Source organism: Klebsiella sp. CN_Kp091, assembly GCF_040065095.1.
GTDB lineage: Bacteria > Pseudomonadota > Gammaproteobacteria > Enterobacterales > Enterobacteriaceae > Klebsiella > Klebsiella aerogenes.
The window spans coordinates 1-17,046 of record NZ_JBEAIO010000044.1 but is presented as its reverse complement, the minus strand read 5'-3'; the positions used below and the strand labels follow the sequence as shown (position 1 = coordinate 17,046).

Sequence of the window (17,046 nt, the reverse complement as noted above, 5' to 3'; positions counted from 1 at the left end):
TGATTTTTCAGGTAGCCCATCACTGGGTTTGTGGCTTAAGGTATCAAATAAATAATCACTATCGAATATATATTCAGTGATTAAAAAGCGATAACGATATGTCACATCATGGCCTGCGTAGACGCATGCAATGGCCGGAGATAAACCATTCTCCGCCGTTCCAGGACAATGTGTGACCGAGGAGAGCATCATATGCAGGCGACAGCCAAAGAGTTCATCATTGCGCTGGATGAAGGCACCACCAACGCGAAAGCCGTGGTGCTGGACGGCAAAGGCAAAGTTAGCGTCAAGTTCTCGCAGCCGCTGGCGATCCAAACCCCTCGCGAAGGTTGGGTGGAACAATCCGGCGAGGCGCTGGTGGCGGCCTCGCTGGCGGTGATCGCCAAAGCGGTGGCTCACGTTGGCGCGGAAAACGTCGCGGCGCTGGCTATCAGCAATCAACGAGAAACCGCCATCGGCTGGTATCGCGCCAGCGGTGAACCGATTAACGCCGCCATCACCTGGCAATGCACCCGCAGCGCCGCGTTCTGCGACACCCTGCGTCGCGATCGTCAGGAACAGCGCATTAAGCACGCCACCGGCCTGCCGATTGCGCCGCTGTTTTCCGCCTCTAAAATGCGCTGGCTGCTGGACGCCACTCCCGACGGCTATCAGCTTGCCGAACGCGGCGAGATTTGCCTCGGCACTATCGACAGCTGGCTACTGTGGAATTTGACCGGCGGACAATCCTTCTTCTGCGATTACTCCAACGCCGCCCGCACCCAATTGCTGAATCTGCACCGCGGCGAGTGGGATGACGAGATGCTGACGCTGTTTGGTATTCCGCGCGCGGCGCTGCCGGAGATTAAACCGTCGAGCGGTCTGTTTGGCTACACCAAAGGGCTAACGGCGATCCCCGACGGTATCCCGGTGATGGCGATGATCGGCGACTCACACGCCGCGCTATTCGGCCACGCGCTTGGCGAAGCTGGCTGTGTGAAAGCCACCTACGGCACCGGCTCCTCGGTGATGGCGCCGGTCAAATCGGCCCAGTGCGATATTGCCGCTCTGGCGACCACCGTCGCCTGGCACGATGGCGACCAGCTGGTGTGGGGGCTGGAAGGCAACATTCCCCATACCGGCGATGCGGTAGCATGGATGGCGGACAGCACCGGACTGAGCGAACTCTCCGCCGCCGATCTGGCCCATGAGCTGAATACCCTGCCCACCTCTGTCGATTCGACTTTAGGGGTCTACTTCGTACCGGCGCTGACCGGGCTCGGCGCCCCCTGGTGGGACGACAGCGCCCGCGGGGTGATCTGCGGTCTGAGCCGCGGCGTCAAGCGCGCGCACCTGATCCGCGCGGCGCTGGAATCAATTACCTATCAAATCGCCGACGTGGTGGCAGCGATGCGCCAGCACGCTGAATTCACCCTGACGGCGTTAATGGTCGACGGCGGCCCAACCAACAACGACTGGCTGATGCAATACCAGGCCGACCTGCTCGGCTGCCCGGTGATGCGCAGCGATATCCCGGAGCTGTCCGCCATCGGCGCGGCGTTGCTGGCGCGAAAAGCCCTCACTCCGGGTGAAACCGCCGACCTGCAAGCCTTCTTAACCGAACACAGCGCTTTTCAACCCGACATGGCCCGCCACCAGCGCCTACAGCAGCGCTGGCAGGAGTGGCGCCATGCGGTAAACAGAACATTATGGAAACCGGATTCGCCGGCCTGATGCCCATCGGCGTCAGATTGGGCGACGAACCTTATTAACCCACTACAGGAGAACCCCGGCCCATAACGATGTATCGCAACCCCCGAATTTATTCTGGGGAAATTTCAGACCGTAAACCCTGCCCGCTCAGGGATCATTTGTTCGAATATAAAAATACAGGAACAGAGTCATGAAATTACGTTTAACTCTTTTAACCGCTGCGACCCTGACCGCCTTTTCCTTTGCCGCGCATAGCGCCGAAAAAGGCACCATTATGATAATGGTTAACTCGCTGGATAACCCTTATTACGCCTCGGAAGCCAAAGGCGCCAGCGAAAAAGCGCAGGCCCTCGGCTATAAAACGACCGTGCTCTCGCATGGCGAAGATGTGAAAAAGCAAAATGAGCTGATCGATACCGCCATTGGTAAAAAGGTGCAGGGAATTATTCTCGATAACGCCGACTCCACCGCCAGCGTCGCCGCCATTGAAAAAGCCAAAAAAGCGGGTATTCCGGTGGTATTAATTAACCGTGAAATTCCGGTTGATGATGTCGCGCTGGAACAGATTACCCACAATAACTTCCAGGCGGGTTCAGAAGTCGCCAACGTATTTGTTGAGAAAATGGCGGAAAAAGGCAAATACGCCGAACTGACCTGCAACCTCGCCGATAATAACTGCGTCACCCGTTCTAAATCCTTCCACCAGGTGATTGACCAGTACCCGGATATGGTCAGCGTGGCAAAACAGGATGCCAAAGGCACCCTGATCGACGGCAAACGCATTATGGATAGCATTCTCCAGGCTCACCCGGATGTCAAAGGAGTGATCTGCGGCAACGGCCCGGTGGCTCTTGGCGCCATCGCGGCGCTAAAAGCGGCCAATCGTAACGATGTGATCGTCGTCGGTATCGACGGTAGCAACGACGAACGCGATGCGGTGAAGGCGGGCACACTGCAGGCGACCGTGATGCTCCAGGCGCAGGCCATCGCCGCCCAGGGCGTTACCGATCTGGATAACTACCTGCAAAAAGGAGAGAAGCCGGCGAAGCAGCGCGTGATGTTCCGCGGCATTCTGATTACCCAGGATAACGCAGATAAAGTTCAGGACTTCAACATCAAGTCCTGAGTTCGGGTGGTTGCGCCCCTGCGGGGGCGCAGAGGAGAGCATTATGTACAAGAAAACCTGTCTCGCGCTGGCCGTTCTGGCGCTGGGCGGCTGCCGCATCGTCTCGCAGCAGGAGCTGGCAGACCTGAAATCCCCGCCCAATCCGCATATGGCGAACATCGATAAAACCTGGCAGCAGAGCATCGTGCCGCAGGTGGTCGCCAACGCCCGCCCGGCGGCGGAGTTGATGAGCGCGCTGAAGGCGCAAAAAGATATCGATAGCGCCTGCAAAGCGCTGGGCTACCGCGCCCAGGACGAAAACCCGTGCATCTTTTACGTTAAGGTGGCGGGCGCCGTCAGCAAGCTGGATAGCGCCTCGCGCAGCGGCAAGATGACCCTCGCCGATGGCAGTATCGGTAATGTGATGGTGCAGATTGGCCCTACCCTGCGCGGCACCTTGCTGCGCGACGGTTACCGCGGCGCCAGCTACCAGGACTTTAACGACCAAGTGCTGTTTGGCGAATACAGCAAAAATATTAACAGTCAGGCGGTCAAGATGATTCAGGCGGCCAACCTGAAAACCGGCGACAACATAGAAGTGTATGGCGTCTTCTCGGCCTGGGATATTCCACAAACTATTCCAGAAATCACGCCGGCGAAAATCGTTCATCCGGGAGGTCAATAATATGACGCCGCAAGATATCGTCGCTCCCCAACCAGTCGAATCTGAAGTGATTATCGAAACCCGCGGCCTTTCGCGCATTTATCCCGGCGTGACCGCGCTGGATAACGTGAACTACCGGGTCTATCGAAATAAGGTTAACGTTCTGATCGGAGAAAATGGTGCGGGTAAATCCACCATGATGAAAATGCTTGCCGGCGTTGAAACGCCCTCCTCCGGTCAAATTATTCTCGATGGCGAGGCGGTGACTTTAAACTCTACCCATCAGGCAGAGAAAGTCGGCATCAGCATTATTTTCCAGGAACTGAATTTATTCCCCAATATGAATGTGATGGACAACATATTCATGGCTAATGAATTCTTTCAGAAAGGACGCATCAACGAAAAATATCAATATGCGTTAGCCAAATCGCTGCTGGAGCGGCTGGAGCTCGACGTCGATCCCTACACGCAACTGGGCGAACTGGGGATTGGCCATCAACAGCTGGTTGAAATCGCCCGTGCGCTATCGAAAGACACCCGCGTGCTGATTATGGATGAACCCACCTCGGCGCTGAGCCAGTCCGAGGTCAAAGTGCTGTTTAAGGTCATCGAGCAGCTTAAGCGCCGCGGCGTCACCATTATCTATATTTCGCATCGCCTCGAAGAGCTGATGGAGATTGGCGACAATATCACCATTTTCCGCGACGGTCGCTTTATCAGCGAGCGCAACGTCAGCGACGCCAGCGTGCCGTGGATCATCGAACAGATGGTCGGCGATAAGAAAAAGCACTTTGATTATCAGCCCGCGCCAAAAGGCAACGCGGTGCTTGACGTCAAGGGGCTGACCGCGCTGCATCCGAGCGGCGGCTACAAACTCAATGATGTCACCTTCACCCTCAGCAAAGGCGAAGTGATCGGCATTTACGGCCTGCTTGGCGCCGGGCGCACCGAGCTGTTTAAAGGGCTGGTCGGCCTGATGCCCTGTCAGAGCGGCGAGGTACATCTTAACGGCGAAAACATCGGCAAATCGCGCTTTCAACACCGCCTGAAAAAGGGGCTGGCGCTGGTGCCGGAAGACCGTCAGGGCGAAGGCGTGGTGCAGATGATGTCAATTCAATCCAACATGACGCTCTCTGATTTTAGTCTGCAGGGGTTTCGCCGCGCCTGGCGGTGGCTGAATCCGCAGAAAGAAGAGTCCTGCGTAAAAGAGATGATTCAGCAACTGGCGATCAAAGTGAGCGACGCCAATTTGCCCATCACCTCGTTGAGCGGCGGCAACCAACAAAAAGTGGTGTTGGGTAAGGCGCTGATGACCCAGCCGCAGGTGGTGTTCCTTGATGAACCGACGCGCGGTATCGACGTCGGCGCGAAAACCGACGTCTATCACCTGATCGGCAAAATGGCCCAGCAGGGGCTGGCGGTCATGTTCTCCTCTTCGGAGCTGGATGAAGTGATGGCGCTGGCCGACCGCATCCTGGTGATGGCCGATGGCCGCATTACCGCCGATTTACCGCGCCATGCGGTGACCCGCGAAAAGTTAATCGCGGCTTCAACACCTCAAGATTAATCAGGCTGGAATCCATCATGAACCAGAAATATATGATTTATATGTACCTGCTGAAGGCCAGAACCTTCATCGCCCTGCTGCTGGTGATCGCATTCTTCAGCGTGATGGTACCGAACTTCCTGACCGCCTCTAACCTGCTGATCATGACCCAGCACGTGGCGATTACCGGCCTGTTGGCCATCGGTATGACGCTGGTGATCCTCACCGGCGGCATTGACCTGTCCGTCGGCGCAGTGGCGGGTATCTGCGGGATGGTCGCGGGCGCGCTGCTGACCAACGGGCTACCGCTATGGAACGGCGACATCATCTTCTTTAACGTCCCTGAAGTGATCCTTTGCGTCGCGGTCTTCGGCGTGCTGGTAGGGCTGGTTAACGGCGCGGTGATTACCCGCTTCGGCGTCGCGCCGTTTATCTGTACCTTAGGGATGATGTACGTCGCCCGCGGCTCCGCCCTGCTGTTTAACAACGGCAGCACCTACCCGAACCTCAACGGTATGGAGGCGCTGGGCAACACCGGTTTCGCCACGCTGGGCTCCGGTACCCTGCTTGGGGTTTATCTGCCGATCTGGTTGATGATCGGCTTCCTGGTACTGGGCTACTGGCTGACGACTAAAACGCCGCTTGGCCGCTACATCTACGCTATCGGCGGCAACGAATCCGCCGCTCGCCTCGCCGGCGTGCCGATCGTCAAAGCCAAAATTTTCGTCTATGCCTTCTCTGGTCTGTGCGCCGCCTTCGTCGGCTTGATCGTCGCCTCTCAGCTACAAACCGCCCACCCGATGACCGGCAACATGTTTGAGATGGACGCCATCGGCGCCACCGTGCTCGGCGGAACCGCGCTGGCAGGAGGCCGCGGTCGGGTGACCGGCTCGATTATCGGCGCCTTCGTGATCGTCTTCCTCGCCGACGGCATGGTGATGATGGGCGTTAGCGACTTCTGGCAGATGGTCATTAAGGGCCTGGTGATCGTCACCGCCGTTGTCGTCGACCAGTTCCAGCAGAAGCTGCAGAACAAAGTCATCCTGATGCGCCGCCATGAAGAGAAGCTGGCCGCCATCCCGCCGAACGGCGCCACCTCCAGCTAATCGGCAACCGTATACACGTATTCCGCCGGGCCTGGCGCCCGGCTTATCGAAAGGGAAAAAATATGCAACGAGATTTCCATAATAAAACGGTGGTTATCACCGGCGCTTGCCGCGGCATCGGCGCAGGTATTGCGGAGCGCTTTGCCCGCGACGGCGCTAATCTGGTGATGGTCTCCAACGCCGAGCGCGTTCACGAGACCGCCGAAATCCTGCGTCAGCGCTATCAGGCGGATATTTTATCGCTGCAGGTCGATGTGACCGACGAAGCGCAGGTGCAGGCCCTGTATGAGCAGGCCGCCGCGCGCTTCGGCACCATTGACGTCTCCATTCAGAACGCCGGGGTGATCACCATTGATTACTACGATCGGATGCCAAAAGCCGATTTTGAAAAAGTGCTCGCGGTTAATACTACCGGCGTGTGGCTGTGCTGCCGCGAGGCCGCTAAATATATGGTGAAACAGAATCACGGCAGCCTGATTAACACCTCTTCCGGCCAGGGGCGTCAGGGCTTTATCTACACGCCGCACTACGCCGCCAGCAAAATGGGCGTGATCGGTATTACCCAAAGCCTGGCGCACGAGCTGGCGCCGTGGAACATCACCGTCAACGCCTTCTGCCCCGGCATCATCGAAAGCGAAATGTGGGATTACAACGATCGCGTGTGGGGAGAAATTCTCAGCACCGAGCAGAAGCGCTACGGCAAGGGCGAACTGATGGCGGAATGGGTCGAAGGGATCCCGATGAAGCGTGCCGGTAAGCCGGAAGACGTGGCCGGGTTGGTGGCCTTCCTCGCCTCCGACGATGCACGTTACCTCACCGGGCAGACCATCAATATCGATGGCGGTTTGATTATGTCCTGAACGCGGTAGCCCGGATAAGGCGCTACGCGCCGCCATCCGGGAAACCGGGCTCCCGAGGTTCGACACTATATTGAAGAGAGTAATCACTATGATCGGCAAAGACTTTGCACAGCAGCTGTTTAACCTGCAGGAGCGCGTCGCTTTCGTGACCGGCGCCGGCAGCGGCATCGGCCAAACCATCGCCTGCGCGCTCGCCAGCGCCGGCGCGCGGGTGGTCTGTTTTGATCTTCGCGACGACGGCGGGCTGGCGGAAACGGTCAGCCATATTGAATCCATCGGCGGTCAGGCCTGTTCTTATACCGGCGATGTCCGCCAGCTTGCCGACCTGCGCGCCGGCGTTGCGCTGGCAAAAAGCCGCTTTGGCCGCCTCGATATCGCCGTCAACGCCGCCGGGATCGCCAACGCCAATCCGGCTCTGAAGATGGAAAGCGAGCAGTGGCAGCGGGTTATCGATATCAACCTCACCGGCGTATGGAACTCCTGCAAAGCAGAAGCGGAATTAATGCAGGAGTCTGGCGGCGGGTCGATTATCAATATCGCCTCGATGTCGGGGATTATCGTGAACCGCGGCCTCGATCAGGCGCATTACAACTGTTCGAAAGCCGGCGTTATTCATCTGTCGAAAAGCCTGGCCATGGAGTGGGTTGATAAAGGGATCCGCGTCAACGCCATCAGCCCAGGCTATACCGCCACGCCGATGAATACCCGCCCGGAGATGGTGCATCAGACCCGCGAGTTTGAAAGCCAGACCCCGATGCAGCGCATGGCGAAGGTAGAAGAGATGGCCGGCCCGGCGCTATTCCTCGCCAGCGACGCCGCCTCATTCTGCACCGGCGTGGATCTGGTGGTCGACGGTGGGTTTGTCTGCTGGTAAAACCGGTCTTGCCCCGGCTAACGATGCACAAGCCGGGGCGTTTTCTTCAGCCGTCTTGCACATCTACGCAGAGTACATGACGGATCATGAAGATGGCTCATGCAGTATTGAAATTAACTCTCTTTCACTCACTCAATGACTCTGGCAAAAATAGTCTTCAGCAACTGCAGACAATATGAATGCTACTGAATAATAAATCCAGATAAATCGCAAGGTCATTCTGGGAATGTGAAATACCTGCATTTTTATATCAGAACCCAGGGTGGAAAGAGACGATGACAGACTTTACCTTTACGATTAAACGTAGTCGTTTTGATGAACACTATAACCCGGCGGAAAATACGCGTATTACCACCAATTTTGCCAACCTGGCGCGGGGCGAAAACCGTCAGCAGAACCTGCGCAATGCGCTGGCAATGATTGATAATCGCTTTAATAACCTGGTGCAGTGGGATAATCCGCACGGCGACCGTTACTCCGTCGAACTCGATATTATTTCGGTCGAGATGAATATTACCGATAACGGCCACAATGCGGCATTCCCGGTGATTGAGATTCTGCAAACCAATATTATTGATAAAGCCACCAACGCGCGAATCGAAGGTATTGTTGGGAATAACTTTTCCTCTTATGTGCGCGATTATGATTTTAGCGTATTACTGCCGGAATATAATAAAGATAAAGCCACATTCAGCGTGCCGGAAAATTATGGCGTTCTGCATGGCAATATTTTCAAACATTTCATACGCTCTGCCGAATACCATGAATGTTTTAAAAAGTCGCCGGTCATCTGCCTGAGCGTATCCAATAAGCATACCTACCGCCGGACCGGTAATCAGCACCCTATTCTCGGCGTCGAGTACCAGCAGGATGGCGTGGCGCTGACCGAGGCCTATTTCAATAAGATGGGCCTGCAGGTGCGTTACTTTATGCCGACCAATAGCGTAGCGCCGCTGGCCTTCTTCTGCGCGGGCGATCTGCTCAGCGATTACAGCAACCTTGAGCTTGCTAGTACCATTAGCACCATGGAAACCTTCCAGAAGATTTATCGCCCGGAAATTTATAACGCTAACTCCGCGGCCGGGCAGTGCTATCAGCCGAACCTGAATAATCAGGATCATTCGTTGACCCGGATTGTTTATGACCGCGAAGAGCGCAGCCGCCTGGCGATTGAACAGGGCAAATTTACCGAACAACAGTTTATTAAGCCGTACCAGCATATTCTTGAGCAATGGTCAGCTCATTACGCTCTCTAAATCATAAAAAAATAAAGGTCACCTGTATGAAAACATTGCTCCCGACATCCACCGCAGGCAGTTTACCGAAACCAACCTGGCTGGCGCAGCCCGAGACGCTGTGGTCACCGTGGAAATTACAGAATGAAGAGTTAGTACTAGGCAAACGCGATGCGCTGCGTTTATCCCTGGACGATCAGCTGCGCGCAGGCATTGATATCGTCAGTGATGGCGAGCAGACGCGTCAGCACTTTGTCACCACCTTTATTGAACATCTCAGCGGCGTCGATTTTGAGAAACGGCAAACGGTGAGAATTCGCAACCGCTATGACGCCAGCGTGCCGACCGTAGTCAGCGCCGTCGAACGCCAGCAGCCGGTATTTGTGGAAGATGCAAAATACCTGCGTCAACTCACCAACAAACCGATTAAATGGGCTCTGCCTGGGCCAATGACGATGATCGATACCCTGTATGACAATCACTATAAAAGCCGTGAAAAACTGGCGTGGGAATTTGCCAAAATTCTCAACCAGGAAGCGCGGGAATTAGAAGCCGCCGGGGTAGATATTATTCAGTTTGATGAACCCGCATTTAACGTCTTTTTTGATGAAGTCAATGAATGGGGAATCGCCGCGCTGGAAAGAGCCGTTGAAGGTCTGAAATGCGAAACCGCCGTGCATATCTGCTATGGCTACGGTATTAAGGCCAATACCGACTGGAAAAAAACGCTCGGCTCCGAATGGCGCCAGTATGAAGAGGCGTTCCCGAAACTCCAGACCTCCTCTATCGATATTATTTCGCTGGAGTGCCACAACTCGCGCGTACCGATGGACCTGCTGGAGCTCATCCGCGGCAAGAAAGTGATGGTCGGAGCAATCGATGTGGCGACCAACGCCATTGAGACGCCAGAGGAGGTGGCCAGCACGCTACGCAAAGCCCTGCAGTTCGTCGACGCCGACAAGCTCTATCCATCAACCAACTGCGGCATGGCGCCGTTATCGCGTCAGGTCGCCAACGGTAAGCTTCATGCGCTAAGCGCCGGGGCGGAAATCATTCGCCGGGAGCTGGCGGCGAAATAATCATCGGCAGTGTATTATCTATAATACTACAACAGAAACCGGGTCTACCTGGTTTCTGATTTTTTTCCCCCAAAGATGATCATCTATGCCTTAACTCATGATGATAATAATCTAACTTACTGAATTTCGGATTAGCTCGATAATAGATCACAGGCACCTCTTTTCCCACGTAAACCTTATCGAGATCCACCGTATTAATAGTCATAAACTGATTGGCCTTGCTATAAATTTTACCTTTAGCACTAAAGCTATACGTTAATACAATACTCACCTCACCACGATCGTTTGGCGTTTTAGGGTAGTAAGTCACGATACTGGCGCGGGTCGCTACAGGATCCCTTTTGATCATCCAGTAGAGGAAAAAACCTCTGGAAAAACAGAAGATAACCGCGGCCATCATCGCATAGAAGGGCCCACGAATAATAATCCTTGAATATTTTTCCATTATATTTCTCATGTAATGATTGTTATTTTTAATAGTGCGGTTTATGCGAGTTTAAAACAGGATATCGTTGTCGCCCCAGGAAACAATCCTACAGGACTCATTATTTCATTCCATTATTTGCAAATAACGATATTTAAGCGTAGATATCCACCCATGACTATATGACAACCAGTAATAACACAAAGATAAAAATTTAATTAAGCACAAATAGTACATTAAATGGCTATTTAATAATTAAAGCTGTAAATTGACAATGTATTAGATTGCAAAAAAGGGCGTCATTTATTACATGACGCCCTGGTAAAAGAAAGTTTTACATTCCAGGGAAGGTAACGCTATTCCCCGGCGCTTCCCTGTGTAGATGAATAAAGTTCAGGTGTCGCTCGTACTGGTCGAGAATATCGGTGATAACCTGCTCTTTGCTGTAATCCATCAGGTCGTTACCCTGGCTTCCTTCCAGCAGGAAAGTCTCAAGACGGTAGTAGGTCGATTTGCCGCTGCGCGCCCGGTAGGTAAAACCGGGAATCGAGTACTGCTGCGGCCAAATCTGGTAGACGAAGTTTTGTTCGTCGCCCATATGCACCAGCAGATCGAGGTGACCAAGGTTATCGCCCTCTTCCGGCGGCAGGCTTTTCAGCTCAACGTAAGCGCCGCGCAGCTTCAACTCCTGCGCCACCTCTTCCATCGCCGGGAAGCACACCGTCTCCATCATCTGGCGGGTATAGCGCGTGCCGGGATAGTTCATTAAGCGTGACAAGCGCTTTTTCCAGCTCAGACGATCCTGCACGCCCAGCGGGCGCGGCGCAGTGTCGCGATTGGCGCTTTCGCGGCGATAATCTTCCACCTTCAATGACTTATATAATCCCGCCATCACGAAGAAAATCACAAAGCTGAACGGTAGCCCCATGATCACCGTCGCGTTCTGTAGCGCGGAGATGCCGTTAGTCATCAACATACCGAGGGTCAACAGGCCAATCACCACCGACCAGAAAATGCGCAGCCAGTTCGGCGCATCGCTATTAATATCCTTCAGCTTCGAAGTGAAGTTGCCGAGCACCAGCGCGCCGGAGTCCGCTGAGGTGACGTAAAACAGCAGGCCGGTAATGGTGGCGACCGAAGCACTAAAGGTAAACGCCGGGTACTGCGCCAGCAGGTTATAGAAACCGCGCTCCGGGTGAGCGATGGCCTCGGCGGCAAAATCCGCATTGCCGTGAATAATTTCATACAGCGCGCTATTGCCGAATACCGACAGCCACAGCAGGGTGAAAGTGAACGGAATAATTAAGGTACCGACCACAAACTGGCGAATGGTGCGCCCGCGCGAAATACGCGCCAGGAACAAGCCGACAAACGGCGACCACGCCACCCACCAGGCCCAGAAGAATAACGTCCAGTTATTCATCCATTCAACCGGGCGGTCGAAGGCGAAGCTGTTTAGCGTCATTCCCATAAAGCGATTGACGTAATCCCCGACGTTCAACACCAGCGCATTGAGCAGGAACTCGGTATCGCCCATAAACAGAATGAATAAGATCAGCCCCAGCGCCAGTACCACGTTGAGCTCGGAAAGGATGCGAATGCCCTTATCCACGCCAGAGGTCACCGAAATGGTGGCGATAATCACCGACAATACAATCAGCGCCGCCTTTGCGCCCAATGAATCAGGAATATGGAACAGCACGCTCAGACCGTAATTGAGCTGCACCACGCCGATACCGAGGGTAGTGGCGATGCCGAAAATCGTACCGATCACCGCGGCGATATCGACGCTGTGGCCGATGGGGCCATTAATCTTTTTCCCGAAGATAGGATAGAGCGCGGAGCGGATGGTGAGCGGCAAATTATAACGATAGCTAAAGTATCCCAGCGCCATTCCCATCAGGGCGTACATCGACCAGCCGGTGAGGCCGTAGTGGAATAGCGTCCACACCATCGCCTGGCGTGCCGCTTCCATGGTCTGTCCCGCCCCTTCCGGCGGCTGCATATACTGCGTGACCGGTTCGGCGACCGAGAAAAACATCAGGTCGATGCCGATACCGGCGGCAAACAGCATCGCCGCCCAGCTCAGCACGCTGAACTCCGGCTTCGAGTGTTCCGGCCCCAGCTTCACCGAACCGAATCGCGAACAGGCAATACAGACGACGAACACGATATACAGCGTGGCGGCGAGTAAATAATACCAGCCGAAGGTTTTAGAAACCCAGTTCAGGGTACGGCCAATCCAGGCCGCGGAAAAATCGCTGAAGAAGATAGTCATCAGGGAAAACAACAAAATCAGTCCTGCGGAAGTGTAAAAAACCACCGGATTGATTTTGTCCTTTTCTCTGCTCGGCGAAAGGTCTGTCATCCATTCTCCTTACATTTATTGCAACTATTAAAAAGCAAATTGGCAACAATTAAGACACATTTTATATTGAACGTCCAATCAAAAACCGCTTTAATAGATAAACAAATCTGATGAATGGAGTCCGGGAAATGCCAAAACTGGGGATGCAATCGATACGTCAGCGGCAGCTGATCGACGCCACGCTGGCGGCGATTAATGAGGTCGGCATGCATGACGCCACCATCGCGCAGATCGCCCGCCGGGCGGGCGTATCGACGGGCATCATCAGCCACTATTTCAAGGATAAAAACGGACTGCTGGAAGCGACGATGCGCGACATCACCGGCCAGCTACGCCATGCGGTGTTACAGCGGCTGCGGGCGCTACCCGGCGCCAGCGCTGAACGGCGTCTGCGGGCCATCGTCGCCGGCAATTTCGATGACAGCCAGATAAGCGGCGCGGCGATGAAGGCCTGGCTCGCCTTCTGGGCCAGCAGTATGCACCAGCCGATGCTCTACCGCCTGCAGCAGGTCAGCAGCAAGCGTTTGTTGTCGAACATCGTGTATGAGTTTCAGCGCCAGCTGCCGCGCGAGCAGGCGCAGGAAGCGGGCTATGGCCTGGCGGCGCTAATCGATGGCCTGTGGCTGCGTGCGGCGTTAAGCGGTAAACCGCTCGACAAAGCCCGCGCTGAGGCGCTCGCGGATCATTTCATCAGGCAGTATCTGCCACCGACTTCGCAATAATGGAGGAAACCATGTCCCGAATGGCCGAACAGCAGCTTTATATTCACGGCAAGTTTGTCGCCGCCACCAGCGGTAAAACTTTCGAGACCATCAACCCTGCCACTGGGGAAGTGCTGGCAACCGTCCAGGCCGCCGGGCGTGAAGACGTCGACCGCGCGGTAAAAAGCGCCCAACAGGGGCAAAAAGTGTGGGCGGCGATGAGCGCGATGGCGCGCTCGCGGATCCTGCGTAAAGCGGTTGATATCCTGCGCGAACGTAACGATGAGCTGGCGCGTCTGGAGACGCTTGATACCGGCAAACCGCTGAGCGAAACCGCCGCCGTCGATATCGTGACCGGCGCCGATGTGCTGGAGTACTACGCCGGATTGATCCCGGCGCTGGAAGGCAGCCAGATCCCGCTGCGCGACAGTTCTTTTGTTTACACCCGCCGCGAGCCGCTTGGCGTAGTCGCCGGTATTGGCGCCTGGAACTACCCGATCCAGATAGCGCTGTGGAAATCGGCCCCGGCGCTGGCCGCCGGTAACGCGATGATCTTTAAACCGAGCGAAGTCACTCCGCTCACCGCGCTGAAGCTGGCGGAAATCTACCGCGAAGCGGGTCTGCCGGAAGGGGTCTTCAACGTCCTGCCGGGGATCGGCGCCGAAACCGGCCAGTACCTGACCGAGCATCCGGATATCGCCAAAATCTCCTTCACCGGCGGCGTCGCCAGCGGCAAAAAAGTCATGGCCAACTCCGCCGCCTCTTCTTTAAAAGAGGTGACCATGGAGCTGGGCGGTAAATCACCGCTGATTATCGCGGAAGATGCCAACCTCGACCTCGCCGCCGATATCGCCATGATGGCCAATTTCTACAGCTCCGGTCAGGTCTGCACCAACGGCACCCGCGTGTTTGTGCCCGCGAAGTTTAAAGCCGAATTTGAACACAAGATCCTGCAGCGCGTGGGCCGTATCCGCGCCGGCGACCTGTTTGCCGACGATACCAACTTCGGCCCGCTGGTCAGCTTCCCGCATCGCCAGAATGTACTGCGCTATATCGAGAGCGGCAAAAGCGAAGGCGCTCGCCTGCTGTGCGGCGGCGATGTGCTGAAAGGCGAAGGCTTCGATAATGGCGCATGGGTCGCCCCGACGGTCTTCACCGACTGCACCGATGACATGACTATCGTACGCGAAGAGATCTTCGGACCGGTGATGTCGATTCTCAGCTATGACGACGAAGCGGAAGTGATTCGTCGCGCCAACGCCACCGAGTACGGCCTTGCCGCTGGCGTCGTCACGCCGGATCTGAACCGCGCTCACCGCATCATCCACCAGTTGGAAGCCGGTATTTGCTGGATCAACAGCTGGGGAGAATCGCCGGCGGAAATGCCGGTCGGCGGCTATAAGCACTCCGGCATTGGCCGAGAAAACGGCGTGATGACGCTACAGAGCTATACCCAAGTGAAATCCATCCAGGTTGAGATGGGTCAGTTTCAATCCATATTTTAACCAGGAGGTCATTTTTGCAGTTTGACTACATCATTATTGGCGCCGGCTCCGCTGGCAACGTCCTCGCGACGCGTTTAACGGAAGATCCCAACACCACCGTCCTGCTGCTGGAAGCGGGCGGTCCGGATTACCGCTTTGATTTCCGCACCCAGATGCCTGCCGCGCTGGCTTTCCCGCTGCAGGGCAAACGCTACAACTGGGCCTATGAGACCGAACCGGAACCCTATATGAACAACCGCCGCATGGAGTGCGGACGCGGTAAAGGGCTCGGTGGATCCTCGCTGATTAACGGCATGTGTTACATCCGCGGCAACGCCATGGATCTTGATAACTGGGCCGCCGCGCCGGGGCTGGAACACTGGAGCTACCTCGACTGCCTGCCCTATTACCGGAAAGCGGAAACCCGCGACATCGGCCCTAACGACTATCACGGCGGCGACGGCCCGGTGAGCGTCGCTACGCCGAAACAGAATAATAATCCACTGTTCCATGCGATGGTGGAAGCCGGCGTGCAGGCGGGCTATCCGCGTACTGACGATCTCAACGGTTATCAGCAGGAAGGGTTTGGCCCGATGGATCGCACCGTGACGCCGCAGGGACGCCGCGCCAGCACCGCCCGCGGCTATCTCGATCAGGCCCGCAGCCGCGCGAACCTGACCATCCGCACCCACGCCATGACCGATCACATTATTTTTGACGGCAAACGCGCCGTCGGCGTCGAGTGGCTGGAAGGCGACAGCAGCGCGCCGTCGAAAGCAATGGCCAATAAAGAAGTGCTGCTGTGCGCCGGCGCCATCGCCTCGCCGCAAATTCTGCAGCGTTCCGGGGTCGGTAACCCAGAACTCCTGCGCCAGTTTGATATTCCGCTGGTCCACGCCCTGCCCGGCGTCGGTGAAAATCTGCAGGACCATCTTGAGATGTATCTGCAGTACGAGTGCAAAGAGCCGGTGTCGCTGTATCCGGCGCTACAGTGGTGGAATCAGCCGAAAATCGGCGCGGAATGGCTGTTCGGCGGCACCGGGATCGGCGCCAGCAACCAGTTTGAAGCGGGCGGATTTATCCGCAGCCGCGAGGAATTCGCCTGGCCGAATATTCAGTACCACTTCCTGCCGGTGGCGATTAACTACAATGGATCCAATGCGGTTAAAGAGCATGGTTTCCAGTGCCACGTTGGCTCGATGCGTTCACCAAGCCGCGGCCATGTGCGTCTGAAATCGCGCGACCCGCATGCCCATCCGGCAATCCTGTTTAACTATATGTCGAGCGAACAGGACTGGCAGGAGTTCCGCGACGCCATCCGTATTACCCGCGAAATCATGAACCAGCCGGCGCTGGATAAGTATCGCGGACGCGAAATCAGCCCTGGCGTTGAGTGCCAAAGCGATGCGGAGTTAGATGAGTTTGTGCGTAATCACGCCGAGACCGCGTTCCACCCGTGCGGCACCTGTAAAATGGGGTACGACGACATGGCGGTGGTCGACGGCGAAGGCCGCGTCCACGGCATGGAAGGGTTGAGAGTCGTCGACGCGTCGATTATGCCGCAGATTATTACCGGCAACCTGAACGCCACCACAATCATGATTGGCGAGAAGATGGCCGATGCCATTCGCGGGCGTCAGCCGTTACCGCGCAGCACCGCAGCGTACTATGTCGCCGGCGACGCGCCGGTTCGCCGCTAAACGAGCAGGTCCCCGGATTGCGCTGCGCTCATCCGGGCTACCAAATCGCACAGCGCCGTAGCCCCGGTAAGCGACAGCGCCACCGGGGATTTTGAAGCCACCTGGCCTTCCCGGATTGCGCTGCGCTCATCCGGGCTACCAAATCGCACAACTCTGTAGCCCCGGTAAGCGACAGCGCCACCGGGGATTTTGAAGCCACCCGGCCTCC

General features: G+C 55.9%; 14 protein-coding genes. 12 read left to right on the top strand and 2 right to left on the bottom strand.

The genetic code is table 11. From position 1 onward, the window contains the following. Positions 1-192: 192 nt before the first annotated feature. The 9 genes from ABLV17_RS18465 (at position 193) to ABLV17_RS18425 (ending at position 10,161) form a co-directional block, all read left to right on the top strand. Positions 193-1,713 (top strand): FGGY-family carbohydrate kinase, encoded by a 1,521-nt coding sequence (locus ABLV17_RS18465; protein WP_308958341.1) that lies wholly within the window; start codon positions 193-195, stop codon positions 1,711-1,713. Between the two features lie 169 nt (positions 1,714-1,882). Next, positions 1,883-2,818: a D-ribose ABC transporter substrate-binding protein gene (locus ABLV17_RS18460; RefSeq protein WP_015367786.1), complete on the top strand. Its 936-nt coding sequence runs from the start codon at positions 1,883-1,885 to the stop codon at positions 2,816-2,818. 43 nt (positions 2,819-2,861) lie between these two features. Then, positions 2,862-3,482 carry a DUF2291 domain-containing protein gene (locus ABLV17_RS18455; RefSeq protein WP_213794458.1) on the top strand — a complete coding sequence of 207 codons (621 nt, stop codon included), beginning with the start codon at positions 2,862-2,864 and terminating at the stop codon, positions 3,480-3,482. 1 nt (position 3,483) lies between these two features. Continuing rightward, positions 3,484-5,028 carry a sugar ABC transporter ATP-binding protein gene (locus tag ABLV17_RS18450; RefSeq protein WP_087860279.1) on the top strand — a complete coding sequence of 515 codons (1,545 nt, stop codon included), beginning with the start codon at positions 3,484-3,486 and terminating at the stop codon, positions 5,026-5,028. A 17-nt stretch (positions 5,029-5,045) separates the two neighbouring features. Beyond that, positions 5,046-6,113 carry an ABC transporter permease gene (locus ABLV17_RS18445; RefSeq protein ID WP_015367789.1) on the top strand — a complete coding sequence of 356 codons (1,068 nt, stop codon included), beginning with the start codon at positions 5,046-5,048 and terminating at the stop codon, positions 6,111-6,113. Positions 6,114-6,175: 62 nt separating this feature from the next. Beyond that, positions 6,176-6,973, top strand: coding sequence for an SDR family oxidoreductase (locus tag ABLV17_RS18440; protein ID WP_316424395.1), 798 nt, complete (start codon positions 6,176-6,178; stop codon positions 6,971-6,973). A gap of 88 nt (positions 6,974-7,061) precedes the next feature. Further along, positions 7,062-7,847 (top strand): SDR family oxidoreductase, encoded by a 786-nt coding sequence (locus ABLV17_RS18435; RefSeq protein ID WP_348854532.1) that lies wholly within the window; start codon positions 7,062-7,064, stop codon positions 7,845-7,847. A 275-nt stretch (positions 7,848-8,122) separates the two neighbouring features. Further along, positions 8,123-9,103, top strand: coding sequence for a DUF1852 domain-containing protein (locus tag ABLV17_RS18430; RefSeq protein WP_308958343.1), 981 nt, complete (start codon positions 8,123-8,125; stop codon positions 9,101-9,103). A gap of 26 nt (positions 9,104-9,129) precedes the next feature. Further along, complete coding sequence (locus tag ABLV17_RS18425; RefSeq protein WP_213317366.1) at positions 9,130-10,161, top strand: methionine synthase; 1,032 nt, start codon at positions 9,130-9,132, stop codon at positions 10,159-10,161. A gap of 79 nt (positions 10,162-10,240) precedes the next feature. On the opposite strand, the gene ABLV17_RS18420 is transcribed toward ABLV17_RS18425, so the two are convergent. Both ABLV17_RS18420 and betT read right to left on the bottom strand, forming a co-directional pair. Next, the gene (locus tag ABLV17_RS18420; RefSeq protein WP_308958344.1) at positions 10,241-10,606 is read right to left on the bottom strand and encodes a hypothetical protein; all 366 of its coding nucleotides are present in this window, start codon (positions 10,604-10,606) and stop codon (positions 10,241-10,243) included. A gap of 313 nt (positions 10,607-10,919) precedes the next feature. After that, positions 10,920-12,953 carry a choline BCCT transporter BetT gene (betT, locus tag ABLV17_RS18415; protein ID WP_015704693.1) on the bottom strand — a complete coding sequence of 678 codons (2,034 nt, stop codon included), beginning with the start codon at positions 12,951-12,953 and terminating at the stop codon, positions 10,920-10,922. 128 nt (positions 12,954-13,081) lie between these two features. On the opposite strand from betT, the gene betI reads away from it, so the two are divergent. From betI to betA, 3 genes are read left to right on the top strand one after another with little or no spacing between them, the layout of a single operon-like run. Next, positions 13,082-13,675: a transcriptional regulator BetI gene (gene betI / locus ABLV17_RS18410; RefSeq protein WP_045392822.1), complete on the top strand. Its 594-nt coding sequence runs from the start codon at positions 13,082-13,084 to the stop codon at positions 13,673-13,675. Between the two features lie 11 nt (positions 13,676-13,686). Next, positions 13,687-15,159: a betaine-aldehyde dehydrogenase gene (gene betB / locus ABLV17_RS18405; protein ID WP_048230691.1), complete on the top strand. Its 1,473-nt coding sequence runs from the start codon at positions 13,687-13,689 to the stop codon at positions 15,157-15,159. Positions 15,160-15,173: 14 nt separating this feature from the next. Then, the gene (gene betA, locus ABLV17_RS18400; RefSeq protein ID WP_032714033.1) at positions 15,174-16,838 is read left to right on the top strand and encodes a choline dehydrogenase; all 1,665 of its coding nucleotides are present in this window, start codon (positions 15,174-15,176) and stop codon (positions 16,836-16,838) included. The last annotated feature ends 208 nt before the right edge of the window (positions 16,839-17,046 follow it).